24 protein-coding genes are annotated in these 26513 nt (G+C 43.7%); 18 read left to right on the forward strand and 6 right to left on the reverse strand.

Going from position 1 to position 26513, the window contains the following annotated elements; genetic code table 11:
• Positions 1 to 106: 106 nt before the first annotated feature.
• Positions 107 to 781: a deoxyribose-phosphate aldolase gene (gene deoC, locus AC3EBE_RS12670; protein ID WP_488595402.1), complete on the reverse strand. Its 675-nt coding sequence runs from the start codon at positions 779 to 781 to the stop codon at positions 107 to 109.
• A gap of 472 nt (positions 782 to 1253) precedes the next feature.
• Here deoC and queF point away from each other — a divergent pair, with 472 nt between their 5' ends.
• Entirely contained in the window at positions 1254 to 1751 is a 498-nt protein-coding gene (queF, locus tag AC3EBE_RS12675; protein WP_488595403.1) for a preQ(1) synthase, read from the forward strand.
• A 122-nt stretch (positions 1752 to 1873) separates the two neighbouring features.
• Here queF and AC3EBE_RS12680 read toward each other — a convergent pair whose 3' ends face one another.
• Positions 1874 to 2971 carry a M24 family metallopeptidase gene (locus tag AC3EBE_RS12680; RefSeq protein ID WP_488595404.1) on the reverse strand — a complete coding sequence of 366 codons (1098 nt, stop codon included), beginning with the start codon at positions 2969 to 2971 and terminating at the stop codon, positions 1874 to 1876.
• A gap of 164 nt (positions 2972 to 3135) precedes the next feature.
• On the opposite strand from AC3EBE_RS12680, the gene AC3EBE_RS12685 reads away from it, so the two are divergent.
• The 3 genes from AC3EBE_RS12685 to AC3EBE_RS12695 all read left to right on the forward strand — a co-directional run bounded on the left by AC3EBE_RS12685 (position 3136) and on the right by AC3EBE_RS12695 (position 5766).
• A complete protein-coding gene (locus AC3EBE_RS12685) occupies positions 3136 to 3816 on the forward strand; it encodes a metal-dependent hydrolase (RefSeq protein ID WP_488595405.1) in 681 nt (226 codons plus the stop codon).
• 226 nt (positions 3817 to 4042) lie between these two features.
• Entirely contained in the window at positions 4043 to 4285 is a 243-nt protein-coding gene (locus AC3EBE_RS12690; RefSeq protein WP_488595406.1) for a hypothetical protein, read from the forward strand.
• Positions 4286 to 4446: 161 nt separating this feature from the next.
• Positions 4447 to 5766: a DRTGG domain-containing protein gene (locus AC3EBE_RS12695; protein WP_488595407.1), complete on the forward strand. Its 1320-nt coding sequence runs from the start codon at positions 4447 to 4449 to the stop codon at positions 5764 to 5766.
• A gap of 562 nt (positions 5767 to 6328) precedes the next feature.
• Here the strand turns inward: AC3EBE_RS12695 and AC3EBE_RS12700 are convergent.
• Positions 6329 to 6625, reverse strand: coding sequence for a YtpI family protein (locus AC3EBE_RS12700; protein ID WP_488595408.1), 297 nt, complete (start codon positions 6623 to 6625; stop codon positions 6329 to 6331).
• Positions 6626 to 6847: 222 nt separating this feature from the next.
• Between AC3EBE_RS12700 and AC3EBE_RS12705 the strand changes: the two genes are divergently transcribed.
• Positions 6848 to 7783 (forward strand): DHH family phosphoesterase, encoded by a 936-nt coding sequence (locus AC3EBE_RS12705; protein WP_488595409.1) that lies wholly within the window; start codon positions 6848 to 6850, stop codon positions 7781 to 7783.
• A 40-nt stretch (positions 7784 to 7823) separates the two neighbouring features.
• Here AC3EBE_RS12705 and ytrI read toward each other — a convergent pair whose 3' ends face one another.
• On the reverse strand, positions 7824 to 8324 hold the full coding sequence (gene ytrI / locus AC3EBE_RS12710) for a sporulation membrane protein YtrI (RefSeq protein ID WP_488595410.1): 501 nt from the start codon (positions 8322 to 8324) through the stop codon (positions 7824 to 7826).
• A 1-nt stretch (position 8325) separates the two neighbouring features.
• Positions 8326 to 8655 (reverse strand): sporulation membrane protein YtrH, encoded by a 330-nt coding sequence (ytrH, locus tag AC3EBE_RS12715; RefSeq protein WP_251479100.1) that lies wholly within the window; start codon positions 8653 to 8655, stop codon positions 8326 to 8328.
• Positions 8656 to 8822: 167 nt separating this feature from the next.
• On the opposite strand from ytrH, the gene dnaE reads away from it, so the two are divergent.
• From dnaE to AC3EBE_RS12755, 8 genes are all read left to right on the forward strand, one after another.
• Positions 8823 to 12185: a DNA polymerase III subunit alpha gene (gene dnaE, locus AC3EBE_RS12720; RefSeq protein ID WP_488595411.1), complete on the forward strand. Its 3363-nt coding sequence runs from the start codon at positions 8823 to 8825 to the stop codon at positions 12183 to 12185.
• Positions 12186 to 12285: 100 nt separating this feature from the next.
• A complete protein-coding gene (ystJ, locus tag AC3EBE_RS12725; protein WP_488595412.1) occupies positions 12286 to 13524 on the forward strand; it encodes an NADP-dependent malic enzyme in 1239 nt (412 codons plus the stop codon).
• A 67-nt stretch (positions 13525 to 13591) separates the two neighbouring features.
• Positions 13592 to 14155 carry a FadR/GntR family transcriptional regulator gene (locus tag AC3EBE_RS12730; protein ID WP_488595508.1) on the forward strand — a complete coding sequence of 188 codons (564 nt, stop codon included), beginning with the start codon at positions 13592 to 13594 and terminating at the stop codon, positions 14153 to 14155.
• 166 nt (positions 14156 to 14321) lie between these two features.
• Positions 14322 to 15200: an acetyl-CoA carboxylase, carboxyltransferase subunit beta gene (gene accD, locus AC3EBE_RS12735; RefSeq protein ID WP_488595413.1), complete on the forward strand. Its 879-nt coding sequence runs from the start codon at positions 14322 to 14324 to the stop codon at positions 15198 to 15200.
• Positions 15185 to 16162, forward strand: coding sequence for an acetyl-CoA carboxylase carboxyl transferase subunit alpha (gene accA, locus AC3EBE_RS12740; protein ID WP_488595414.1), 978 nt, complete (start codon positions 15185 to 15187; stop codon positions 16160 to 16162). Before accD ends, accA begins: the two co-directional genes overlap by 16 nt.
• Positions 16163 to 16509: 347 nt before the next feature.
• Positions 16510 to 17469 carry a 6-phosphofructokinase gene (gene pfkA / locus AC3EBE_RS12745; RefSeq protein WP_488595415.1) on the forward strand — a complete coding sequence of 320 codons (960 nt, stop codon included), beginning with the start codon at positions 16510 to 16512 and terminating at the stop codon, positions 17467 to 17469.
• A 32-nt stretch (positions 17470 to 17501) separates the two neighbouring features.
• Complete coding sequence (pyk, locus tag AC3EBE_RS12750; protein ID WP_488595416.1) at positions 17502 to 19262, forward strand: pyruvate kinase; 1761 nt, start codon at positions 17502 to 17504, stop codon at positions 19260 to 19262.
• Between the two features lie 178 nt (positions 19263 to 19440).
• A complete protein-coding gene (locus AC3EBE_RS12755) occupies positions 19441 to 19827 on the forward strand; it encodes an FxsA family protein (protein WP_488595417.1) in 387 nt (128 codons plus the stop codon).
• Positions 19828 to 19895: 68 nt separating this feature from the next.
• Here AC3EBE_RS12755 and ytvI read toward each other — a convergent pair whose 3' ends face one another.
• Positions 19896 to 21023, reverse strand: a complete 1128-nt coding sequence (gene ytvI / locus AC3EBE_RS12760) for a sporulation integral membrane protein YtvI (RefSeq protein WP_488595418.1) — start codon at positions 21021 to 21023, stop codon at positions 19896 to 19898.
• Between the two features lie 277 nt (positions 21024 to 21300).
• Here ytvI and AC3EBE_RS12765 point away from each other — a divergent pair, with 277 nt between their 5' ends.
• The 5 genes from AC3EBE_RS12765 (at position 21301) to AC3EBE_RS12785 (ending at position 26399) form a co-directional block, all read left to right on the forward strand.
• Positions 21301 to 21759 carry a DUF441 domain-containing protein gene (locus tag AC3EBE_RS12765; protein ID WP_488595419.1) on the forward strand — a complete coding sequence of 153 codons (459 nt, stop codon included), beginning with the start codon at positions 21301 to 21303 and terminating at the stop codon, positions 21757 to 21759.
• Positions 21760 to 22142: 383 nt separating this feature from the next.
• Complete coding sequence (gene citZ, locus AC3EBE_RS12770; RefSeq protein ID WP_488595420.1) at positions 22143 to 23258, forward strand: citrate synthase; 1116 nt, start codon at positions 22143 to 22145, stop codon at positions 23256 to 23258.
• A 180-nt stretch (positions 23259 to 23438) separates the two neighbouring features.
• Complete coding sequence (gene icd / locus AC3EBE_RS12775; protein WP_488595421.1) at positions 23439 to 24707, forward strand: NADP-dependent isocitrate dehydrogenase; 1269 nt, start codon at positions 23439 to 23441, stop codon at positions 24705 to 24707.
• 154 nt (positions 24708 to 24861) lie between these two features.
• Positions 24862 to 25800, forward strand: coding sequence for a malate dehydrogenase (gene mdh, locus AC3EBE_RS12780; protein WP_488595422.1), 939 nt, complete (start codon positions 24862 to 24864; stop codon positions 25798 to 25800).
• A 122-nt stretch (positions 25801 to 25922) separates the two neighbouring features.
• Positions 25923 to 26399, forward strand: coding sequence for a MaoC/PaaZ C-terminal domain-containing protein (locus AC3EBE_RS12785; RefSeq protein WP_488595423.1), 477 nt, complete (start codon positions 25923 to 25925; stop codon positions 26397 to 26399).
• The last annotated feature ends 114 nt before the right edge of the window (positions 26400 to 26513 follow it).

Below are 26513 nucleotides of genomic sequence, written 5' to 3' on the forward strand. Positions count from 1 at the left end.
GCCTAACCCCTCGAGTCGCTTCGGTCCGCCCAATGAAGTCAAAGAACGACTTCACCGGTCGGCCCTCCAGCGCTTGTCGGGGTTGACCAAGGCGCTTCCGCATTTCTTAGTATGAAGAGTTTGAAGACAGGCCATTCATGATGGCAACGCCAGAGCTTGCGCCAATTCTAGTTGCGCCGGCTTTGATCATGTTCTGAGCGTCTTCCAGGCTGCGTACACCGCCTGAGGCTTTAACTCCAAGGTCAGGACCGACAGTTTTTCTCATAAGGGCGATATCTTCAACTGTTGCGCCGCCTGTTGAGAATCCAGTAGAAGTTTTGACGAAGTCTGCTCCTGCGCTTACAGAAAGCTTGCAAGCCATTTCTTTTTCTTCATCTGTAAGAAGGCAAGTTTCGATGATCACCTTAGTCAGAGCTTTTCCTTTAGCTGCTTCAACTACAGCCTTGATATCATTTTCTACAACATCATACTGCTTGTCTTTCAATGCGCCGATGTTGATGACCATATCAACTTCTGTGGCACCGTTTTCGATTGCATTCTTCGTTTCGAAAGCTTTAACTTCAGATGTAGACGCGCCAAGAGGGAAGCCAATAACTGTACAAACTTCTACACCTTCAGCATCCTTAAGGATTTCTGCAGCTTTCTTAACCCATGTTGGGTTAACGCATACTGATGCGAATTTATATTCTTTTGCTTCCTCAGCCAGTTTTACAATCTCAGCTTCAGTTGCATTTGCTTTAAGTAATGTGTGGTCAATCATTCTTGCTAATTCGTTTGTCATAAATTCAAACCCTTTCCGTATAAAAGTATGTTTAAACGCTTTCATTAAGAATAAAAAATATAATTCAAAATATAGTATGTCTTACTTACATGAATAATATATCAGTTGTTTGAACAAATGTAAATAATCATATGAACATATGTAAAATTAAAGATTTTACCATTCCATAATGTTGTCACATTTCCATCATTAAAGAATAGCCAGTGCACCATAAATTTCTTTTGACTTTCTAAGGGTAATTCATTATAGTTGCTTTATAAAATTCAATAAAATAATCCCGTGATCGCGGGAGAGGTTCATAGCGGACACCCTCTATAAAAAACTATGGCTTTGAATAATAATTTCAACCATATCCCAGAGGATATGGTTTTTTATTTTTGGCCCCCATTTAAAGGGACTGATTTTAAAAAAAGCAAATAGATGGGTTATTTGCCTCAAATCGCGCTTGCGGCCAACATAGGAGGCTACAGGAATGGCAGGAAGAAAAGAAGACGAAATGAAAGATTTGACTTTGCTTGGCAATCAGGGAACAAAATATCTATTCGAGTACAGCCCTGAAATCCTTGAAACATTTGAAAATAAACATCCATATCGCGATTACTTCGTAAAGTTCAACACACCTGAATTTACAAGTCTATGCCCGATTACAGGCCAGCCTGACTTTGCATCGATTTATATCAGTTACATCCCTGATCAGCTGATGGTTGAGAGCAAGTCACTAAAGCTTTATTTATTCAGCTTCAGGAATCACGGCGACTTCCATGAGGATTGCATGAACATTATCATGAACGATTTAATCAAGCTGATGGATCCAAGGTATATTGAGGTTTGGGGCAAGTTCACTCCACGGGGCGGAATTTCGATTGACCCATATACAAACTACGGAAAGCCTGGAACCAAGTATGAAGAAATGGCTAATTACCGCATGATGAATCATGACATGTATCCGGAAAAAGTGGATAATCGCTAAACAGAGGGAGAGCAGCTGTATGTGCTGCTCTTTTTTACTGAAAAAAAGCTATAAAAACAATTCTTCATTGCAATCTGTAAAAGAAAAACCGCCTGGACTCTAAATCCAGACGGTCATTTCTTTTATGATACATAGACTAATTCTTTCGGGAATTTAGTTAAAATCTCAATTCCATCCTCAGTAATGACCACATCATCCTCAATTCTCACGCCCGCAACACCAGGGACATAAATGCCTGGCTCGGCTGTGAAGACCATGCCTTTCTCTAAAAGCAGTGAGTTCGTGCTAGTTAGAGATGGATACTCATGGACGCTGACGCCAAGTCCGTGGCCAAGGCGGTGAGGGAAGTATTCGCCATAACCGGCTGCTTCGATCACATTGCGTGCTGCCAAATCAACCTCTGAGCATGCAACTCCTGCACGGGCTGTATCAAGGGACTTCAATTGAGCCTTTAACACAGTGTTATAGATTTCTTCCTGTTGCTTGCTGATTTCTCCATAGGCAACGGTACGAGTGATATCAGAGCAATAACCATCCATTACAACGCCGAGGTCAAATAGCACAAGGTCACCTTTTTTGATTTTTGTAAGGCCTGGTGTACCATGTGGAGCCGCAGCATTTGCACCTGTCAAAACCATCGTTGAGAAAGACATCTCAGTGACGCCTTTTTTCTTCAATTCATATTCAATGGCAGCGAGCACCTCAAGCTCTGTCTTGCCTTCTTTGATTTCGTTTACTCCAGTTTCAATCGCAAAGTCAGCAAGCTCACATGCTTTTCTCAGCTTTTGGAGTTCATCCTCGGTTTTAACCATGCGCATCAGCCTTAATTTTTCCTCGGCAGATACAAATGCTGAGCCGCCAAAAAGTGCTGACATTTTTTCATAACGCTCGACATTGAGCTGTTCCTTCTCGATAGCTGTTTTCTTAATTAAAGAAACTCTTTTTTTAATTGCATTATAAGCAAGCTCCATGGAGTCATCAGTATCGCTGTAGCCGATGATTTCAAGATTCCAGCCAGCATTCTTTGCATTTTCCTTATCCATTGCCGGGCAAATCATGAAAGGCTCGGAATCCTGGAACACCGCGATGGCTAACAGCCTTTCGTGTGGGTCGCTTAAAAAACCGCTCAAATAAAAGACATTGTCAGGGGATGTAATGAATGTGACATCCACATCATTTTCTTTCATCCAGCCAGATAAAGCAGCTAGTCTTTCAGACATTAAAATTCCTCCTCCGATATGTATATCTCATCTATGAGAGTAGCAATTCGGGGGTAAAAAGTAAAACTTTTATTATGACTTCCAGGTGGGTATAAAGAAAAATGGAGCAGGAGATAACCATATGGTGTTGAAATAATTTATAGATAATTGAAAGGAGCGATATTATGAAAGTATCCTATCATGGCCATTCCGTTGTGAAAATTGAGACGAACGGAAAAACAATCCTGATTGATCCGTTCATTACAGGCAATGACCTGACAGACCTAAAGGTGGAGGATGTCAAACCAGATGTCATCATCCTCACGCATGCCCATGGAGACCACCTGGGAGATACTGTGGAACTTGCAAAAAAACATGATTCTCTTGTGATCGCCAACTTTGAGGTTGCTACATATCTAAGCTGGAAAGGGCTGAACACACATGGCATGTCCATTGGCGGGGCATACGAGTTCGATTTTGGCAAAGTGAAAATGACTCCTGCCTTCCATGGAACAGGCATGATCACGGATGACAATCAAATTGTATATGGCGGCATGCCTGCCGGAATCCTGTTCATGGCTGAAGGCAAAACAGTCTTCCATGCAGGAGATACAGGCTTGTTCTCAGATATGAAACTGATTGGTGAAAGGCATCCAATTGACCTGGCATTCTTGCCAATAGGAGATAATTTTACGATGGGACCTGAAGATGCAGCTGTGGCGGCAGAGTTCCTTAATGCAAAAATAGTAGTGCCAATTCATTTCAACACATTCCCGCCAATCAAACAGGATCCACATGCTTTTGCAAATTTGCTTAAAAATAATCAGGGCCGGGTACTCGAAGCTGGAGAGGTTATTGAATTATAAGAGTTTATCGGCGCAAGCTTTTGTGCAGCTGGATTTGTCAGAAAAAATAGTTGTATAACAAATGGCTTTCTTCAACAGCCTTAATTTTATGTTGAAATCTGATATTCATATTTTCTTGGTACAATCAGTGCTGCACAACTTTTTGTGCAGCTTTTTCTATTTAACATGGCTATTTTTCCATTCCTGGCATAGACATTAAGTAAGACAACCTATTGGAGGGGAAGAAATGAATAAGAACAAATACTTGCTGTACTTGCTCCTGTGCGGACTGATGTTATACATTGCAATGCCCCGGCTCAACCTTGCCTCAGGCGGAAGCGAAGCGCTTTTCGCAGGTTCATGGCTTTTTCTGGCACTGCTGGTTTTCGCGGGCAACCTTGCAGCATTTTTATATACGCCAAAAAAGCAGGCAAAAAGCGCAGCACTGCAAAGCAAGCCAAAAAGAAAAACTCGTGGATTTACTGGCTGAAATTTCAGCCAGTTTTTTTGTTTTTTAACATTGGATTTTAAATAAATGGATAAAAACAGCAGCATAAATAGGGGTACGATTGAATCAGTGCGTTATTCACCTTATAATAAAGGATGGATAGAACTACATTGAACGGAAAATTATTATAAAGGGTGAAAGTCTTGGCAACAAAGCATGAACAAATACTTCAATATATAGATGAATTGCCAATAGGAGAAAAAATCTCGGTACGCCAAATCGCCAAGGCGCTAAACGTAAGTGAAGGAACGGCCTACAGGGCCATTAAGGATGCTGAAAATAAAGGCTATGTCAGCACGATAGAACGCGTGGGCACAATTAGAATCGAAAGAAAGAAGAAAGAGAACATTGAAAGGCTGACCTTTGCTGAGGTCGTGAATATTGTTGATGGCCAGGTCCTAGGTGGGCGTGCGGGTCTTCATAAAACCTTGAACAAGTTTGTTATCGGCGCGATGAAGCTGGAAGCGATGATGCGCTATACCGAAGCCGGAAATCTGCTGATCGTTGGTAACCGCGACAAGGCCCATGAACAGGCATTGAAAGCTGGAGCTGCGGTCCTTGTTACCGGCGGGTTCGATGCCGAAGACCATGTCAAAAGGCTGGCGGATGAGCTGGAGCTGCCGATCATCTCAAGCAGCTACGACACATTCACCGTCGCTACCATGATCAACCGGGCAATTTATGATCAATTGATTAAAAAGGAAATCATCCTGGTTGAGGATATTTTAACATCATTAACCGATACAATTTTCCTCAGAAGTGATGACCAGGTTTCTGATTGGTACCGTCATAAGGATAAAACCTTCCACAGCCGCTTTCCAGTAGTCGACCATAATATGAAGGTCATCGGCATGGTTACATCAAAGGACGTTATGGGCCACGAACAGGACACATACATTGAAAAAATCATGACGAAAAACCCGATGGCAGTAAGCGGATCAACCAGTGTCGCCTCCACTGCACATATGATGGTATGGGAAGGAATCGAGGTCCTTCCGGTAGTCGATGATGCAAACAGGCTGCAGGGGATTGTCAGCAGGCAGGATGTCCTGAAAGCATTGCAGATGATCCAGCGCCAGCCCCAGGTCGGGGAAACGCTTGATGACACTGTCACCAGCCAGATGGTCCTGACAAAAGGAAAAACCAAAGATGAGGATATCTTCCGCTGCCAGGTCACCCCACAGATGACCAATCATCTCGGCACAATTTCTTACGGTGTATTCACAACCATAGTTACAGAAGCAGCCAACCAGGTTCTAAGGGGCTATAAAAAAGGTGACCTGGTCGTTGAAAATATGACAATCTACTTTATCAAGCCGGTCCAGATTGACAGTGTGATTGAAATATATCCAAAGGTGCTGGAAGTAGGGCGCAAGTTCGGTAAAGTGGACATTGAAGCGTTCAATGATGGTGTCCTGGTAGGCAAGGCCATGATGATGTGCCAGCTGATTGATCGGCATTAAACTTTTATATCAATCCTTTGAGTGTTCATATGAGGGATTGTAAAGACCATTCAGGAGAAGAAAACGGAGCTGAGTGGTCTTAATAAAGGCTATAAAGACCATCCAAGAGAAAAAAACGAAGCTAGATGGTCCTAATAAAGACTATAAAGACCATCCAAGAGAAAAAAACGGAGCTGGATGGTCTTAATAAAGGCTGTAAAGACCATCCAGGAGAAAAAATCGAGGCTAGATGGTCCTAATAAAGGTAATTAAGACCATCCAGGAGAAAAAAACGGAGCTGGATGGTCCTAATAAGGGTTATAAAGACCATGCAGGAGAAAAAATCGAGTCTAGATGGTCTTAATAAAGGCTATAAAGACCATCCAGGAGAAAAAAACGGAGCTGGATGGTCTTAATAAAGGCTATAAAGACCATCCATGAGAAAAAATCGAAGCAGGATGGTCCTAATAAAGGCTATAAAGACCATCCAGGAGAAAAAATCGAGGAAGGATGGTCTTAATCCAACAACTCTCCAAAAAAAACAAAAAGAAGCCGGCCATAAAGGTCCGGCTTCTTTCAGGTATCAGTGTTCTTCTGCTTCCTTCACTGCATGAGGCAGATAGAATTTATAAGCTTTTATTCCTCCATAGACGCTCATTAGGCCGACGATGATGAAAATAGCGCCGACGATGTAAGTAACCGTCGTTTGAAATAGGAACAGCTGGTTCAAACCGAATATTGCGACGAACAATCCGAGCGCGATGCTTGATTTTGCCGAAAGCCATTTCTTCTCGGCAGGCCGTCTGCTGCGTACGTATTTTACTTTATAGTAGATATAGAATGCGAATGATAGAACAATCAGCATAACAAGTATTGGCATTGCTTTTCCTCCAAAATTATTAACATTACTATCATTTTACCGTTATTTTTATCTTATTGCCATAGAGATGTTTTCCTCACTCCTGGATCCTAACCATCCAGCAACTTCATTCATTTATTTTTACAAAAGGCAATAGGTCAGCACAAAACTTAATCCTTCTGCTTTTCTTTTGCAATAAAAATGTTCATAATTGAGATATGAAACAGTTGAAGGAGTATGTTCATGAAAGCGCAAATTCTAGAAGCTATCGAAAATTATGAAACAATCATTATTCATCGCCATGTCAGGCCGGATCCTGATGCTTATGGTTCGCAGGGGGGGCTTGCGGAAATCCTGACGGCATCTTACCCTGGTAAAAATATTTACACAGTAGGAAAAGAGGAGCCTTCATTAAATTTTTTGAGGCGCCTTGATGATATTTCCGATGATGTTTTCAGCGGGGCACTTGTCATCGTGTGTGACACAGCAAATGCTGAACGTATTTGTGATGACCGCTACCGCCTCGGGGAGCAGCTGATCAAGATTGATCACCACCCAAATGAAGATCCATATGGTGATTTGCGTTGGGTGGATACTGCGGCAAGTTCAACAAGTGAAATGATCTATGAATTTTATCTTTCTTTTAAAGATAAAGGTCTTAAGATGTCCGATGAGGCAGCACGCCTTTTATATGCGGGAATAGTTGGCGATACAGGCCGATTCCTGTATCCGAGCACGACAAACAAGACATTTGCTTATGCAGGTGAACTGATTCATTACAACTTCTCTCGGACTGAGCTTTATGACAGGATGTATGAGCTTGCACCGAATGTGGTCAAGTTGAATGGATATGTGCTGCAAAATTTTGAGCTGCTTGAAAGTGGAGCTGCCAAGGTAGTCATGAAGCGTGAACTGCTGGAAGAATTCCGTGTCAAGCCATCAGAGGCATCATTGCTTGTCAGTGAGCTTGGCAATGTGGCTGGAATCAAGGCATGGGTATTCTTTATCGAAGAACAAGATCAAATCAGGGTCCGCCTAAGATCGAAAGGGCCCGTCATCAACGGAATCGCTAGAAAATACAATGGCGGTGGACATCCTCTTGCCGCAGGTGCATCAATTCATTCCTGGGATGAGGTTGACAATGTCCTGTCTGATTTAATTGAGGCGTGCAAGGAATAAAAAAAGAACCCCGCTGGCCATTACTGCCAGTGGGGCTCTGCTAATCAAGCATCAGTTCAACCTGGATCGAGACTGATGTATAAATCACCATTGATTTGATCTTAAGTTTATAGCGTTTGTCCCCGACCCGGAAGGATTTGTTTTCAATCAGCTTGTTGACTAGTTCCCGGCTTTTAAAAACCGAGTCAAGATCCTTTGCGAGCAGGATGTTCAAATCACTTTTTGTCTGTTCTTCAATCTCATAAATGCTGAGGGCATCTAGCTTGTATTTTTTATCATTTGTGATTTTAACCTTGACCTCCTGTACCGTCAGCTTTTCTTCATTCTTCTTGTTTAGTTCTGCATAATCATCCTGCCAAATTTTGATATCATTCTCCAAATCTTCAATCTTAACCTTTTGTTCATGGATGACTTTGGCGTTTTTTTCAATCATTTCACCATTAAAATATAAAAATAACACCCAGCTGAGCATGGCTCCCACTGTCATCCCAGAAAAAAATCTTTGCCATGACGGCTTGCGGTAATAGGGAGGGATCCTCATATTACACATGCTCCTGTGTCAGCCAGCTGATGAGAAGTGCACCGGTCTGTGCCCCGCCCATGGCAGTCAATATCAATAAAAACTGTTTGAAAATATCCTTTGTTTCTCCGTGCAACAGCCCCTTTTCGAAGCTGTATACTGTGTCAAACGTGCCGCCAATCGCCGCAATGATCGCCCAAATCCTGATGGAGCTGGAAAAGCGTGCGATTTCAGTGAGCAGAGGCTGTCCCGTCAGGAAAGAAGCAAGCCCGCCAATCAGCGAGCCGCCGAGAAGGACCCCAAGCGCGATGAAATAAGCTTCGAACAGATGTGGAATAAATGGCTGATTCATAGAATACACCCTTTGAAAAAAGATCGATTTACCCTGTATTCCATCATATGGACAATCACCATGTAATATGTTTAAAGTTGCGTTGCGAAAAAGGAGAACATATTTTCTTTTTTGGCGATAACAGCCTATAATAATCATAGATGAACCTTTTAAGGGTGTGAGAGAAAATGACATTTATTCACCTTCATGTCTATAGTGCATACAGCCTGCTTACTAGCACGGCGACTGTCGAGCAGCTCGTCCAAGATGCAAAGGCAAAAGGATTTTCCGCACTCGCGTTAACCGATCGGAATGCTATGTATGGAACTGTGGCTTTTTATAAAGAATGCCTGAAACGATCAATCAAACCATTGCTTGGGCTCACGGTGGACGTAGCCAGCGAATTAACAGAGAACGAATCCTTCCCGCTAGTTCTCCTGGCGCGAAATAATCAGGGCTTCGAAAACCTGATGAAAATCTCAAGTGCTGTGCAGACGAAATCTCCAGAAGGCATACCGGTAAAATGGCTGAAGCACTATGCTTCAGGCTTATATGCCCTTACGCCGGGAACCAAGGGTGAAATAGAATACTATTTGTTAAACGGTGAACAGGAGAAAGCCCTTAAGGCTTTGGAGCTTTATAAAAAGATGTTTGGCGGCGGGCATTTTTATTTATCGCTGCAGGATCATGGGATAGCCGAACAAAAAGCTTTGATGCAACAGGTGGCAGCAATGGGGCAAAGGACGGAAACCCCACTTGCCGCAACGAACCAGGTGCATTATTTGGACAAGGAGGATTCATTTGCCCAGGAGTGTCTGTTAGCCATCAAGAATGGAGATAAGCTTTCCGACGATGGCAGAGAAAGGCTGGAGAGCGATGAATTTTATCTGAAAACTGCTGCAGAAATGGGTGAACTTTTCAGTGAGTATCCAGAAGCTCTGGAAAATACCCTTCTCATTGCTGAAAACTGCAATGTCATGCTTGATTTTGAATCCAGGCATCTGCCTAAATATCCTGTTGAAAATGGACAAAGCGCAGATGACTTACTGGAGATCCAATGCTTCGAAGGCCTGAAAGAGCGATATGGAAATCCTGCGGATGAACATATAGCGAGGCTGAAATACGAGCTTTCTGTTATTAAAAAAATGAAGTTCAGTGATTACTTCCTGATCGTATGGGACTTCATTAAATACGCTAAAGAAAAAGGCATTCTTGTCGGGCCAGGCCGTGGCTCTGCAGCAGGGTCAATCGTTTCTTATGTCCTTTCCATAACGGATGTCGATCCTATCGAACATGAGCTGCTGTTTGAGAGATTCCTGAATCCTGAAAGAATTTCGATGCCCGATATCGATATTGACTTCCCAGATAATCGCCGGGATGAGGTAATCGAATATGTCGCTTCCAAATACGGTGAGCTCCATGTGGCCCAAATAGCCACCTTTGGCACTCTGGCCGCCAAAGCCGCAGTCAGGGATGTTGGACGGGCATTCGGTTTGAACACAAAAGAGCTGGACCGTCTTTCCCGGCTGGTGCCCTCCAGACTCGGAATTACACTGGAACAGGCAATTAACGAATCAGAGGGACTTCGCGGATTTATGGAGGAATCCCCAAAGAATAAACGAATCCTCGAGACAGCGATTAAGCTTGAAGGCTTGCCAAGGCACACCTCCACTCACGCAGCTGGTGTCGTCATCAGTGAACAGCCGCTGACGAACGTCGTGCCGATCCAGTCTGGACAGGGAAAGGTCTTCCTGACCCAATATTCGATGGATCACCTCGAGGAAATCGGCTTGCTCAAGATGGATTTCCTTGGATTGAGAAATTTGACATTAATTGATACAATCCTTCATTCCATTCAGCAAAAGACCCGCCGCAAGCTCGATATTCATGATATTCCCTTTGATGATGAACCAACATTCCAGCTTTTAAGCAGGGGTGAGACCACTGGGATTTTCCAGCTAGAGTCGGAGGGTATGAGAAAGGTATTAACAAGGCTTGAGCCTGGCCGTTTTGAAGACATAGTAGCTGTCAATGCCCTATACCGGCCAGGTCCGATGGAAAACATTCCGCTTTTCATCGACCGCAAGCACGGCAGGAAGCCCATTGACTATTACCACCAAGATCTTCAGGGGATCCTTGGTAATACATATGGCGTCATTGTCTATCAGGAGCAAATTATGCAGATTGCCTCTAAGATGGCAGGTTTCTCTCTCGGAGAGGCAGATTTGTTAAGGAGAGCGGTGAGTAAGAAAAAGAAGGAAGTCCTCGACCATGAGCGTGAGCATTTTGTCCAAGGCGCTTTAAGGAAAGGGTATGATTCTCAAACAGCAAAGACAATTTATGACCTTATTGTCAGGTTTGCCAATTATGGTTTCAACCGGAGCCATGCTGTTGCCTACAGTATGATCGCCTATCAGCTTGCCTACCTCAAGGCGCATTTCCCGCTGTATTTCATGGCGTCGCTCCTTTCCTCAGCCATAGGGAATGATGCAAAGATTGCCCAGTATGCACGGGAGATGCAGCAGATGGGAATCAAGCTGCTGCCGCCTTCCATCAACAAGAGCTCCTTTAGCTTCCAGCCCGAAGGTGAAGCGGTCCGATACAGCCTGGCGGGCATCAAAGGTGTAGGGATCGCGTCACTTAGGGAGATCTTCCAGGCTAGAAGGAATCAGCCATTCAAGGACCTGTTCGATTTTTGCATTCGAGTCCCTCACAAAGCAGCTTCCCGAAAAGTGCTGGAGTCCTTGATTTATGCTGGCGCATTTGATGAATTCGGCCATGACCGGGCAGTTATGCTGGCAACGATCGATGTGGCGATTGAACACGCCCAGCTGGTAGCTCCTGAGGACAGCGGCCAGATCGATATGTTTGCAGAGGCAGAATTTACTTTGAAGCCAAAGTATACAGAAGTAGACCCGATGAGGATTGAAGACAAGCTAAGTCTCGAAAAGGAAGTCCTGGGAGTCTATCTTTCAAAGCATCCGGTCTCCATTCATGAAAAAGAATTCAAAGCTGCTGGCGTAAAAACGATTGCTGCCCAACCGTCAGGACCAAAGGTGAGGCTCGGAGTATATGTAACCGAGCAGAAAAAAATCCGGACGAAAAAGGGCGAAGCAATGGCATTCCTGACTTTGAGCGATGCAAGCGGGGAAACGGAAGCGGTGGTTTTCCCGGCAGTCTTCAAGCAATTCGGGCATATTTTGACCCAGGGTAAAATGGCTTTAATAGAAGGCAAATTCGACAAGCGGGACGGAAAAAGCCAGTTTGTAATCCAAACAGTTCTTGACCTCGAGAAGGAAGCAGAAAAAGGCCAGCAGCAAAAAACGGTCGTCTATTTAAGAATAAAGAAGGGCAGTGACACTGCTGGAAAAATGGCAGAGATAAAAGCTTTGCTGAAAAAATATCATGGTGCTGTTCCTGTTATCGTTTATAACGAGGAAACAGAAAAATCGATCCTGATGCCCCCTGATTTACGGATCAGCAATTCAAAAGAATGCCTTGCTGATCTGAAGGTAATACTTGGTGAAAATAACGTCGTCGAGAAAAATTAGCCTTTTACAAGTATAGTAGATGTGTTATATTGAAAAAAGATATGTGTGGTCAGACCACTGGAAATGGCACTTTTTCAATTAAATAAGGAGTGGACCTAAGTTGACTTTACGCGAAGAAGCTTTGCATATGCACCGTATCCATAAAGGAAAATTGGAATCTAAATCAAAAGTTCCTGTTGCCAATGCCAGGGATTTGAGCCTTGCTTATTCTCCCGGGGTAGCGGAGCCTTGCAAGGAAATATATGATAAACCAGAAACAGTTTACGACTATACAATGAAAGGCAATATGGTTGCGGTTGTGTCAGATGGTACAGCTGTACTCGGCCTTGGGAATATCGGCCCTGAAGCTGCATTGCCAGTAATGGAAGGTAAAGCAGTGCTATTTAAAAGCTTTGCTGGAGTAGATGCCTTCCCGATTTGTTTGAATACAACGGATATTGACAAAATCGTCGAGACAGTCAAGCTGCTCGAGCCTACATTTGGCGGGGTTAACCTGGAGGATATTGCTGCTCCTAATTGCTTCGTCATTGAAGAACGCCTGAAAAAAGAAACCAATATACCGGTATTTCACGATGACCAGCACGGAACTGCTATCGTAACAGTTGCTGGTTTAGTCAATGCGCTGAAAATTGTCGGCAAGAAAATGAACGAAATTAAAGTAGTTGCCAATGGAGCCGGTGCTGCAGGTATTGCGATTATCAAGCTTCTTTACTCTTACGGTGTCCGTGATATCATCATGTGCGACACAAAGGGTGCCATCTATGAGGGCCGTCCTGTCGGCATGAATTCAATCAAGGATGAAGTGGCTAAATTCACGAACAGGGACAATGTTAAAGGTGATTTGGCTGAGGCTATGAAAGGCGCAGATGTCTTCATCGGCGTTTCAGTAGCTGGAGCCCTGACTCCTGAAATGATCCAGACTATGAACAGCGATGCGATTATTTTCGCCATGGCTAACCCGGTTCCGGAAATCATGCCGGAGGAAGCGAAAGCTGCAGGTGCCAGGGTGATTGGTACGGGACGTTCTGATTTCCCTAACCAGGTCAATAATGTTCTTGCCTTCCCGGGAATTTTCCGAGGTGCATTGGATGCCAGAGCAACCCATATCAATGAAAAAATGAAGGTTGCGGCAGTGAATGCCATCGCGGGATTGATTGATGAATCAGAGCTTTCAAGCGACTACGTGATTCCTGCACCATTTGACCCGCGTGTTGCACCTGAGGTTGCAGCAGCAGTTGCAAAGGCAGCGATGGAAACAGGCGTTGCCCGCATCAAAGTGGATCCAGAAGAGGTAAAAGAGCGGACATTGCGCCTTGCGATTATTGGAAAAGGTGAGTGAACACTAAGTGACACAACCTGAAAAGAACACGAAGGTATACGTGGAAATAGTCAGGCAGCTAAGAGAAATGATTAAAAAAGACGGCTTAAAAGCTGGAGATAAAATCCCATCAGAACGTGAGCTTTCCGAACGCCTCAATGCGGGGCGTTCCTCCGTTCGTGAGGGACTTAGGGCACTGGAGCTCCTTGGACTGATCGAAACGAGGAGAGGGGAAGGAACCTTCATCCGGGATTTTCGGGGCAACCAGCTGGTCCAGCTATTAAGTACCTTTATCCTGCAGGACGAAAAAGCGAAGAAGGATGTCGTCGAGACTAAATATATGGTAGAAGTTGACTGCCTCTACCTGGCTGCTGCAAAATCGCAAGAAGCGGAATTGCAAGGTTTGAAAGCATGGATTGATGAACATAATTTTGAAGATGAGGAATTCTTCAAAAGAATAGCAGATTTAGCAGACAACCATCTTTTCTATCGAATCTGGAATATATTGAATGAATATTATAAATCGCTTGAATTAAAGGTCTCACCGGCTGAAAAATCAGAATACCACCTGCTGGTTGACTCACTTGCCGGCAAAAAAGAGGATCTGATTCTTGAGAAGTATCGCGAGCTGCGGAAAATGTCGACTCGTTGACGACATGAACTAACAATCTTTGTCTATTAAACAGGCTATACTAGTGGACATGCTTTAGATACTTTGAAAGCAGTTCTTTCTTTTTTGAGGTAGTGGTCTGACCACTAGGGAGAATTACCTAAACTTGGTATTAATATACTAGCAAGAATACGGAGGGGGTTTTACTTTGCTAAAAGAGCTTTTTACAAAGACAAAGAAGAAGAAGTACGCAACAATTCCTTCTGAAGCAGCAAAGCAAGATGTGCCTGAAGGAATCATGACTAAATGTCCTAATTGCAAAAAAATCATGTATACAAAAGAATTGAATAAAAACTGCAAGGTATGTATCCAATGCGGTTATCATCATCCAATGGATTCAGCTGAAAGGATCGAGAGTTTCCTGGATGCCGGAAGTTTCCATGAGCTGGATCGTGAAATGGTGTCAGGCAACCCACTCGGTTTCCCTGAATATGAAGAAAAGCTGGAAAAAGATCGCCAAAAGACCAGCTTAAACGAGGCAGTCGTTACGGGAATTGGTGCTGTCAATGGCCTCGATGCTGTAGTCGCAATCATGGATTCTACCTTCCGCATGGGCAGTATGGGATCGGTCGTAGGTGAAAAGATTACAAGAGCGATTGAAAAAGCTGATGAGCTCTCAATCCCATTCATCATCTTCACAGCTTCTGGAGGCGCCAGGATGCAGGAAGGCGTCTTAAGCCTTATGCAAATGGCAAAAACCAGTGTCGCGCTTAAAAGGTTTAGTGATAATGGAGGCTTGATTATCTCGATCATGACCCATCCAACCACCGGGGGAGTATCTGCGAGCTTTGCATCCCTGGGAGATTATAATCTGGCAGAACCGGGAGCACTGATTGGTTTTGCCGGCCGCAGGATCATTGAACAGACGATTCGTGAAGAACTTCCTGAGGATTTTCAGACATCTGAATTTTTATTGAAGCATGGACAGCTCGATGCCGTGATTTCCAGGACAGAACTGAAGGAAAAGATTGCAGGAATACTTGAAATTCATCAGCCAGGAGGGACTTTCGAATGGCAGGAGAACTAGAATTTGAAAAACCGGTATTGGAACTAAGAAAAAAAATCAGTGAGCTTAAAGAATTCACACAAAATACCGATGTGGATTTATCATCTGAAATCGATAAATTGGAAGCAAGGCTTGAAAAGCTGGAATCCGAAATTTATGAAAATATGAAACCATGGGACAGGGTCCAGATTGCCCGTCATCCTAATCGTCCGACCACACTTGAGTATATCAAACTGTTGTTCACAGACTTCTTTGAATGCCATGGAGACAGGGCATTCGGGGATGATGAAGCGATTGTTGGAGGAATTGCGAAGTTCCATGGCTACCCAGTTACAGTCATCGGCCATCAGCGAGGCAAGGATACGAAAGAAAATATCCGCCGGAATTTCGGCATGCCGCATCCTGAAGGCTACCGCAAAGCTTTAAGATTGATGAAGCAGGCGGAAAAATTCAATCGCCCGATCATTTGCTTTATTGATACAAAAGGTGCCTACCCTGGAAAGGCAGCAGAAGAACGCGGCCAGAGTGAAGCGATTGCCCGCAACCTGTTTGAGATGGCTGGCCTTAAGGTTCCTGTGATTTGCGTGGTCATCGGGGAAGGCGGCAGCGGCGGCGCACTTGCCCTTGGTGTAGGAAACTATATTCATATGCTGGAAAACTCCACATACTCCGTCATTTCTCCGGAGGGAGCAGCAGCGATATTATGGAAGGATTCAACCCAGGCGAAAAGGGCTGCCGAATCAATGAAAATCACTGCACCCGACCTTAAGGAACTGGGGATTATCGATGAGATCATCCCGGAAGTTAAGGGCGGTGCCCATAAGGATCTTGCCCAGCAGGCAAAGTATATGGACAAGATATTGAAGGATTCAATGGCCCAGCTTTTAAAGATGAGTGAGAGTGCGCTTATCGATCAGCGCTATGAGAAATATAAACGAATTGGCGAGTTTTCGTTTTCCAATGAATTTATAGGGGTAAAATAAAACGTGCATAATGCACGTTTTATTATTTTTATTTAGACATTCCTTTCAACCTAATAGAGAAGTACTATTTGAACAAAAATTCCTCTGAAAGGCTTTAAACTCTCGGGTTTAGGATGTTAATTTCCAAATTCAGCCCAGTTCAGGATAATTAAAGCGCTTGCAGTTATATGATAATTCCGTCTTTATGTCAATATTGAGGATTCAGTTGAGATACCGTAACCTACATGTTATTTTAGAAATATTCCCGGGTATTCTGTTTATAATAAGACAAGATTGCTTCATTAGTTAAAACGTAAGGCTGTTTATGATACAGAGTACATAGATGATACCGAATGAGGTGAAAGATTATGAAAAGAATAGGTGTATTGACAAGCGGAGGGGACTCTCCCGGAATGAATGCTGCTGTCCGTGCGGTAGTTAGAAAAGGAATCTATCATGACATTGAAGTGTTTGGTGTTTATGGCGGTTATGCTGGACTTATGAGCGGAAATATCAAGAAACTTGAGTTGGGTTCAGTGGGTGACATCATTCATCGTGGCGGTACATTCCTTTATTCTGCAAGAAGTGAAGAGTTCAAGACGAAGGAAGGCCAGCAAAAAGGAATTGAACAGCTAAAGAATTTCGGAATCGATGGACTTGTTGTCATTGGCGGAGATGGTTCCTATAGAGGTGCAAAGGCTTTGACTGAACAAGGTTTTCCATGTGTCGGCGTGCCTGGTACGATCGACAATGATATCCCTGGTACTGAATTTACGATTGGATTCGATACAGCTTTGAATACTGTTATTGATGCAATCGATAAAATCCGTGATACTGCGTCTTCTCATGAAAGAACTTTTGTTGTTGAGGTAATGGGCCGTAACGCAGGGGATCTTGCTTTATGGGCCGGACTTGCAGGCGGAGCCGAAACCATCCTGATTCCCGAAGATCCTCATGATATGAAAGATATTGCGGACCGTCTTAAAAAGGGCCATGAACGCGGAAAGAAACACAGTATTATCATTGTGGCGGAAGGCGTAATGAACGGTTATGAGTTTGCTAATAAATTAAAAGAAGAAACGGATTTCGATACAAGGGTATCGGTTCTTGGCCATATGCAGCGTGGAGGTTCTCCAACTGCCTTTGATAGGGTTCTTGCCAGCAGACTGGGTGCGCGCGCGGTCGAGCTATTGCTTGAAGGCAAGGGCGGACGAGCAGTCGGTATAGAAAAAAACCAGATTGTAGACTATGATATCATTGAGGCACTAGGAAAAACGCATACAGTTGATTTGAACTTATACAAATTGTCCAAAGAATTATCTATTTAATCGCTTAACAGTAAACCAGGAGGTTGCGAGCTATGCGCAAAACAAAAATTGTCTGTACGATAGGTCCCGCAAGTGAAAGTGTAGATCAATTGGTTCAATTAATGGAAGCCGGGATGAATGTTTCCCGTTTGAATTTTTCACATGGCAGCCACGAAGAACACGGTGCACGCATCAAGAGTATCAGAGAAGCATCCGAGAAAACAGGGAAGAAAGTAGGCATCCTGCTTGATACGAAAGGCCCTGAAATCCGTACGAACGACATGGAAAATGGAGCGATTGAGCTTGTATCCGGCCAGGAATGTATCGTTTCCATGAAAGAGGTCCTTGGTACACCGGAAAAGTTCTCGGTTACTTATGAAAGATTGATTGAAGATATCCATTCAGGTGCTAAAATCCTTTTGGATGACGGCTTGATTGGATTAGAAGTAATCAGCATCGACAAGGCTAATAATGAAATCAAAACGAAGGTTTTGAACAGTGGGACGCTTAAAAACAAAAAAGGCGTTAACGTACCAGGTGTTTCTGTAAAGCTTCCTGGAATCACTGAAAAAGACGCACAGGATATCCTATTCGGTATCGAGCAGGGCGTCGATTTCATCGCTGCATCATTTGTGCGCCGCGCGACTGATGTATTGGAGATTCGCCAGCTTCTTGAAGATAACAACGGATCGCACATCCAGATCATCCCTAAGATTGAAAACCAGGAAGGTGTCGATAATATCGATGAAATCCTCGAAGTATCTGATGGTTTGATGGTTGCACGTGGAGACCTTGGTGTAGAAATTCCAGCTGAAGAAGTGCCGCTAGTTCAAAAAGAACTGATCAAGAAATGCAATGCGCTTGGAAAGCCTGTTATCACAGCTACACAAATGCTTGACTCCATGCAGCGCAATCCTCGTCCGACACGCGCGGAAGCAAGTGATGTTGCGAATGCAATTTTCGACGGAACTGATGCAATCATGCTTTCAGGTGAGACTGCTGCAGGGCAATATCCTGTGGAAGCTGTCCAGACAATGCACAATATCGCGTCTCGTGCTGAACAGGCGCTGAATCATAAGGAACTTTTATCTGCACGAAGCAAGGATACCGATCACAATATTACAGATGCCATAGGGCAATCGGTTGCACATACAGCTTTAAACCTTGAGGTGAATGCAATTATCACCCCAACTGAAAGCGGTCATACAGCGAGGATGATTTCTAGATACCGTCCAAAAGCACCAATTGTTGCTGTCACATCAAATGAACAGGTTGTCAGACGCCTGGCATTGGTTTGGGGCGTATATCCGCAGCTGGGCCAGAAGGCAGAAACAACTGATGAAATGCTATCAGTTGCAGTAGATCAAAGTGTAAACAGCGGCCTAGTGACACATGGTGACCTGGTTGTCATCACTGCTGGTGTACCGGTGGGCGAAGCGGGAACTACAAACCTGATGAAGATTCATGTTGTGGGTGATGTTCTTGCTAAAGCGCAGGGAATTGGCCGCAAATCAGCTTATGGCAGCGTCGTTGTCGCTAAAGATGCGAACGAAGCAATGAGCAAAGTGACACAGGGAAGCATCCTCGTCACAATCGGTACTGACCGTGACATGGTTCCAGCTCTTGAAAAATGCCGGGCTTTAATTACAGAAGAAGGCGGTTTGACAAGCCACGCAGCTGTAGTCGGACTTAACCTTGGAATCCCTGTAATAGTCGGTGTCGAAAACGCTATGACTCTTTTCCGCGATGGACAGGTTATTACAGTAGACTCTGCTCGAGGCGTAGTTTACAACGGACGTGCGAGCATTCTGTAAAATAGATATATAAAAGGATGGGGAGCACCCATCCTTTTTTTATTTAGCATGATATACAGGGTCATCAAGATATCGGCTGGTAAATAAGGGACCAAGCTCAAAATTCAATTAGTTGTATTCACCTGCCTCCTATTCATATAATAGAAGGACAGGCTAAACAAATAATTAGAGGTGGAAGATGAAATATTTTTTTCTATTTTTAGTGATTGTCCCGGCAGCTGAGATTGGCATCCTTCTTTATTCCGGGCAAACGATAGGTGTTTGGCCAACCATCCTGCTCATTATCCTCACGGGATTCCTGGGTGCGTATCTTGCCAAACAGCAGGGTCTTGAGACAATCAGAAGAACCCAGGAACAACTAAGAAGAGGTATGATGCCCGGGGATGCGATACTTGATGGAATAAGTGTCCTGGTAGGAGGCACCTTGCTGCTGACACCGGGCTTTGTCACTGATATCCTTGGCATTTTGCTGCTGGCGCCGCCAACACGGAAATTTTTCAAGGTATTAATGATGAAAGCCTTCAGGAACTGGATTGATAAAGATAATATCAAGGTGATAAGATAAGCAAATCAAAACCGCCAGTCCTTGTGTGAGGGCTGGCGGTTCTTTATGCTGAATATACGAACAGATCGTTATTTAATGATTACCTCATTTTTGCCCTTTATAAAGCTCCATAAATCGCGGAATACATTTGCCCTTTGAAGGGTGTTGTAAATGACAAGAACGACAGGGCCGGCAATTAATCCGAGGAAGCCGATTGTCTTGAAGCCTACAAACAAGGCGATCAGGGTAGCAAGAGGGTCAAGGCCGATACTTGAAGACAGGATTTTCGGTTCCATCACTTGACGCTGTACCAGGACGACGATATAAAGGATTCCTAAACCAATGGCCATGCTCATTTCCCCTGCGATCGCCTCGTAAATGATCCATGGTACGAAAACTGCACCTGTTCCCAGATAAGGGATAATGTCCACAATTCCGGTCACCAGCGCAATCGTGATGGCATAATCCACTCGAAGGATCAGCAGGCCGATTAAAATGATAACTGTAGTGATCGAAATCAAGGTTGCCTGTGCTTTGATAAATCCAAAAAGTGCTTTCTTTAAATCATCGAATACAGTTTTACTGCTGCTTCTTGCCCGTTTTGGCAGGAAACGGTTTCCAAGTGCAGATAGACGGTACCAGTCCTTGCTGATGAAGAATGTACCGAGTAAAGAAAAGATCAGCACTGTGGCTGCGTTAGGCAGCCAGGAGATGATATTCGGGATATTGCCGAAAAGATTTTTAATGAAATTGCCAGCAGTTGTACCAATGGTAGCACCGACATTCTGGATATTACTCATGATCGTATCCTGCTGCCCTGCATCAAGGTTTTGGAACAATCCGGCAAGCTGATTATAGAGCGGGATGATCTGGGCTGCGAATAAGTGCTCGATGTAATCAATCAATGTAACTAAATGATCAGGAACAACTCTTGCCAGGTATTCAGCGCCAGAGGCGATTTCCACAACAAGCAAGGTAATTAACCCAGCAAATACTGACATAATCAGGATCAGGGAGACAATAACGGCCAGGGCCCTTGGCATTTTTGCTTTTTCCTGAAAAAAATTGACGAGCGGGTTCATCATGAATGCTATCAGGAAACCGATGATAAAAGGGTATGTAACCTTGGATACGTAAAACAGGGCGATCGCCCCCCCGATAACGGCACCGATGACGAGGATGAATCTTAATGTCCTCTGAAGATAAACGGTATTCAAACAGGATCCTCCTTTTATAACCTCTTTTTTGCAGCATAAGAAATGATAATCGCCTTGTTTTCCTTTTTCGGCAATCCGGAAAGTTTCCAATGATATACGGGTTATGTTTAAAAAAGATTCGACCGTAAAATAAAAAATCCTCTAAAAGGGTAAAGTTAATTTGATTGGACAAATATTTGGGAATTATAATCAAATGAAAACCAGCAGGTATTTGTTTTTTGGTGTAATATTTTTAATTATGTTACAATAGTTTTAACCGTGGAAGGATGAATAAGAAATGCTCGAACCGTTGCTATTTTTAATAACGCTTTTGGTCATCGGTTTTTTAGCCAAAAACCAGTCATTAATTATTGCGGTATTGGTTTTGCTTGTTATGAAAATAGCAGGTATGGAAGCGAAAACCTTCTCCATTGTTCAGGGAAAGGGCATAAATTGGGGAGTAACGGTCATAACGATTGCTGTCCTGGCACCGATCGCAAGCGGGGATATAGGATTTAAGGATTTATCTGGAGCCTTCAAATCCCCTTATGCCTGGATTGCGCTAGTTTCCGGAATGGCGGTAGCACTTCTTGCCAAAGGCGGTGTAACGCTGCTTTCCGAGGACCCGCACATAACGACAGCGTTGGTGCTGGGAACCATTTTGGCAGTATCCTTGTTTAAGGGCGTTGCAGTAGGCCCGCTTATTGGAGCAGGCATTGCTTTTGCAGCAATGAAGTTCTTTGATTTCTTTAAATAGCTTTTTTGTAAAATAATATTTTATATTGTTTTAAGTTGTTTTCGTTCACAAAAGTCAGATAATTGTTTATAATAGGACTTGTAACAGCTTCCACTCGCTAATAGGTGACAGAAGCAAATTCCACGGTAGTTTTTCCATAAAATAAAATGTAAGCATTTTCTTTTTGCTGTCTGCCTGAGCAAGCGCTCGAAAATGGGCGGCAAGAGCAGGCTGGCTGCTGCGTATTGGTCTGTTGCCGGGGGAATCGATCCGGCTTTTCGGAGCCCTTGCAGGCTTATAAAAGTGTCAGAAATTTCTTTTTTTCTGATCGCTGTTTTTTTACAGCATTTCAACATGCAGACAAATGGGATATGGGGAAATTAACTACAAAGGAGAGAATGAGTATGACAGTAACACGTGGTCTAGAAGGGGTTGTGGCAACAACATCCTCAATCAGTTCGATTATTGATGATACGCTGACTTATGTTGGCTATGACATTGATGATTTAGCTGAGAATGCTAGTTTCGAAGAAGTTATCTACCTATTATGGCATCGCAAGCTTCCTACAGCAGCTGAATTGGACGAATTGAAGAAGCAGCTTGCTGAGAACGCGGCTTTGCCAAAAGAAGTTCTTGAGCATTTCAAGATGTACCCAATCGATAAAGTCCACCCAATGGCTGCACTTCGTTCGGCTGTATCTCTTTTAGGATTATATGATGACGAAGCTGATGTAATGGAAAGCGAAGCGAATTATCTTAAAGCGATCCGCCTTCAGGCGAAAATGCCAGCAATCGTTACAGCTTTTGCCAGAGTCAGAAAAGGCCTGGAGCCAATCGCGCCAAGAGAAGACCTGAATTTCGCTGCAAACTTCCTTTATATGCTGACAGGTGAAGAACCGGAAGCTGTAGCAGTAGAAGCGATGAACAAAGCTCTTGTCCTGCATGCGGATCATGAACTTAATGCTTCAACATTCACAGCGCGTGTTTGTGTGGCGACACTTTCTGATGTGTATTCAGGTGTGACAGCTGCAATCGGTGCATTGAAGGGACCTCTTCATGGCGGAGCAAACGAGGCAGTAATGAAAATGCTGACTGAAATTGCTACACTTGAAAATGTAGAGCCTGCTATTCGCGAAAAGCTTGCCAACAAAGAGAAAATCATGGGCTTTGGGCACCGTGTTTACCGACAGGGAGACCCTCGTGCCAAGCACCTGAGAGAAATGTCCAAGCGACTTACTGAAATGACAGGTGAACCTCACTGGTATGAAATGTCTACTAAAATTGAAGAAATCGTAACTGGCGAAAAGAATCTTCCGCCAAACGTAGACTTCTATTCTGCATCTGTATACCACAGCCTGGGAATTGACCATGATCTGTTCACGCCGATTTTCGCTGTAAGCCGTGTATCAGGATGGCTCGCTCACATTCTAGAACAATATGAAAATAATCGTTTGATCCGTCCGCGTGCAGATTACACTGGACCAGGAAAGCAAGAATACGTAGCGATTGAAAAAAGATAAGGAGCAATATTTTACTTTTCAGTGAAAAATTGCTGTAATAGTAGTGTGGGGGAAGCCAGTCCAAACAGGCTGCATCAGCAGCTTGCCTGAAAATTGGCTCCCCTGCCGAAGGGTTAGCAGTGCATATGGCTGTCTAACCTATGATTCTGCAATGAATGATTTTCGGAGGGAGAGAATATAATGCAAGGTGAAAAAATCACAGTTTCCAATGGAGTATTAAACGTACCAAACAATCCAATCGTTCCTTTTATCGAAGGTGACGGAACAGGTCCTGATATCTGGGCAGCTTCTGTACGCGTTCTTGATGCAGCTGTTGAAAAAGCATATAAGGGCGAGAAAAAGATTGTCTGGAAAGAAGTTTTAGCTGGAGAAAAGGCATTCAACCAGACTGGTGAGTGGCTGCCAAGCGAAACTTTAGAGTTAATCAACGAATACCTAATCGCGATCAAAGGTCCATTAACAACACCTATCGGTGGCGGAATCCGCTCTCTTAACGTTGCATTGCGCCAGGAATTGGATCTATTCGTGTGCCTGCGTCCTGTTCGCTGGTTCGAAGGTGTTCCTTCTCCTGTAAAACGTCCTCAAGACACTGACATGGTTATTTTCCGTGAAAACACTGAGGATATCTATGCTGGTATCGAGTATGCAAGCGGATCTGATGAAGTCAAGAAACTTCTTGAATTCCTGCAAACTGAAATGGGAGTAAATAAAATCCGTTTCCCTGAAACTTCAGGTCTCGGTATCAAGCCTGTTTCCAAAGAAGGAACAGAGCGCCTTGTACGTTCAGCGATCAATTACGCCATCACTGAAGGCCGTAAGTCAGTAACGCTTGTACATAAAGGCAATATCATGAAATTCACTGAAGGCGCGTTCAAAAACTGGGGTTATGAACTTGCTGAGAAAGAATTCGGTGATAAGGTATTCACATGGGCACAGTATGACAAGATCAAGGAAGAGCAAGGAACAGATGCTGCAAACAAAGCTCAGGCTGATGCAGAAGCTGCTGGCAAAATCATCGTTAAAGATGCGATTGCTGATATCTTCCTTCAGCAAATCCTTACACGTCCTAAAGAGTTCGATGTTGTTGCAACAATGAACCTTAACGGAGACTATATTTCTGATGCACTTGCTGCACAGGTTGGCGGTATTGGTATCGCTCCTGGAGCAAACATCAATTATGAAACTGGCCACGCTATTTTCGAAGCAACTCATGGTACTGCACCTAAATATGCTGGTTTGGATAAGGTCAACCCATCTTCAGTTATTCTTTCAGGCGTCCTTATGCTTGAGCACCTTGGCTGGACTGAAGCTGCTAACTTAATCGTCAAGTCAATGGAAAAGTCAATCGCATCTAAGGTTGTAACTTATGACTTCGCTCGTTTGATGGATGGCGCTACAGAAGTGAAGACTTCTGAGTTCGGTGATGAACTGATCAAGAACATGGAATAATCGGTTTTAGTTTAAAAGGCTATTCATTGGAAAAAACCAGGCATGCTCCATCCACGCGGATGGATGCATGCCTGGAGGTTATTCCTGTGGATAGCCTTTAAATAAAATTTTTCAAAGTTCATGTAAAACTTTAATGTTCTGAGGAGGAAGCCTTATGTCATTGAAACGCAAAAAGATTTCGGTCATTGGTGGGGGATTCACAGGAGCAACTACAGCATTCTTGCTTGCACAAAAGGAACTTGGGGATGTGGTATTAGTCGACATTCCGCAGATGGAAAACCCTACAAAAGGCAAAGCGCTTGATATGCTTGAAGCAAGTCCGGTTCAAGGTTTTGATGCGAATATTACAGGTACATCAAGCTATGAAGATACGAAAGACTCCGACATTGTCGTCGTAACAGCCGGGATTGCACGTAAACCAGGTATGAGCCGTGATGACCTAGTCCAGACCAACCAGAAAATCATGAAGAGCGTTGCTCAGGAAATCGCAAAGCATTCTCCAGACTGCTTTATCGTGGTACTGACCAACCCGGTTGATGCCATGACTTATACTATTTTCAAAGAGTCAGGCTTCCCTAAGAACCGAGTGATCGGTCAATCTGGTGTTCTTGATACTGCTCGTTTCCGTACATTCGTGGCACAGGAACTTAATCTGTCTGTAAAAGATGTGACAGGATTTGTCCTTGGCGGCCATGGTGATGACATGGTTCCTCTAGTACGTTATTCATATGCTGGCGGTATTCCGCTGGAAACTCTTATTCCGAAAGAACGCCTCGATGCCATCGTTGAACGTACACGCAAGGGCGGCGGCGAGATTGTCAACCTTCTTGGAAATGGAAGCGCATACTACGCACCAGCAGCCTCGCTGGTGGAAATGTGTGAAGCGATCCTGAAAGACCAGCGCCGTGTTCTTCCGGCTATCGCTTATCTTGAAGGGGAATACGGATACGAGGGTATTTACCTTGGTGTCCCTACGATCCTTGGAGCAGGTGGCATTGAAAAGGTTATTGAGCTTGAATTGACAGAAGAAGAAAAGGCAGCGCTTGATAAGTCTGCTGAGTCTGTACGAAGTGTTATGCAGGTTCTTGCTTAAGGATCATTTGGAAATCGGGGAATATTCCCCGATTTTTTTGCAGAAATTAATAAGTATATTGTTTTTGGACAAGGGAATGGATTGCAAATATCCAAACTTCGATTGCAAAGGGGTAAAGGGCTATGCTGCTTGGAAGAAAACGTAAGCTTGGAAGGAAGCTTGAAGAAATCACTGTTGGTGAAAAGCTGACTTTGACTGAAAAAATTGAGGACAAGGATTTGCTGCTTTACCTGGGGTTAACCAATGATGCAAATCCTTTATACATCCAGCATGACTATGCTTCCCAGACGCCATACGAAAAACCGATTGTTCCGGCAATCATGCTGAATGGAATCATTACTTCTGCAGTTTCAAAGTATTTGCCTGGACCGGGAAGCCATATTTTAAAACAGGATATAGAATATGTTAAACCAATTTACCACTATGGGACTGTCCAGTTCCTATTTGAAGTAACAGAAGTTAACAAGGGCAAGCATACAGTCGAGATTACTGTTACTGGGAAGAATGAGGAAGACGAATCAGTAATCAAGGGGAAGTTGCTTGTATGCCCACCATATCCAGTCCAGCGAATGGATGGGAAAGCACTGGAGAATTTTTAAAAAGGCAGGGATGTACAGTTGATGTACATCTCTTTTTCTTTATATTTGATTTTACTAGATGGATTGATATTATAATGTAAATAGAGCTAATGGATGAAACAGGGGTAATAACAT

The organism is Mesobacillus sp., assembly GCF_057785455.1.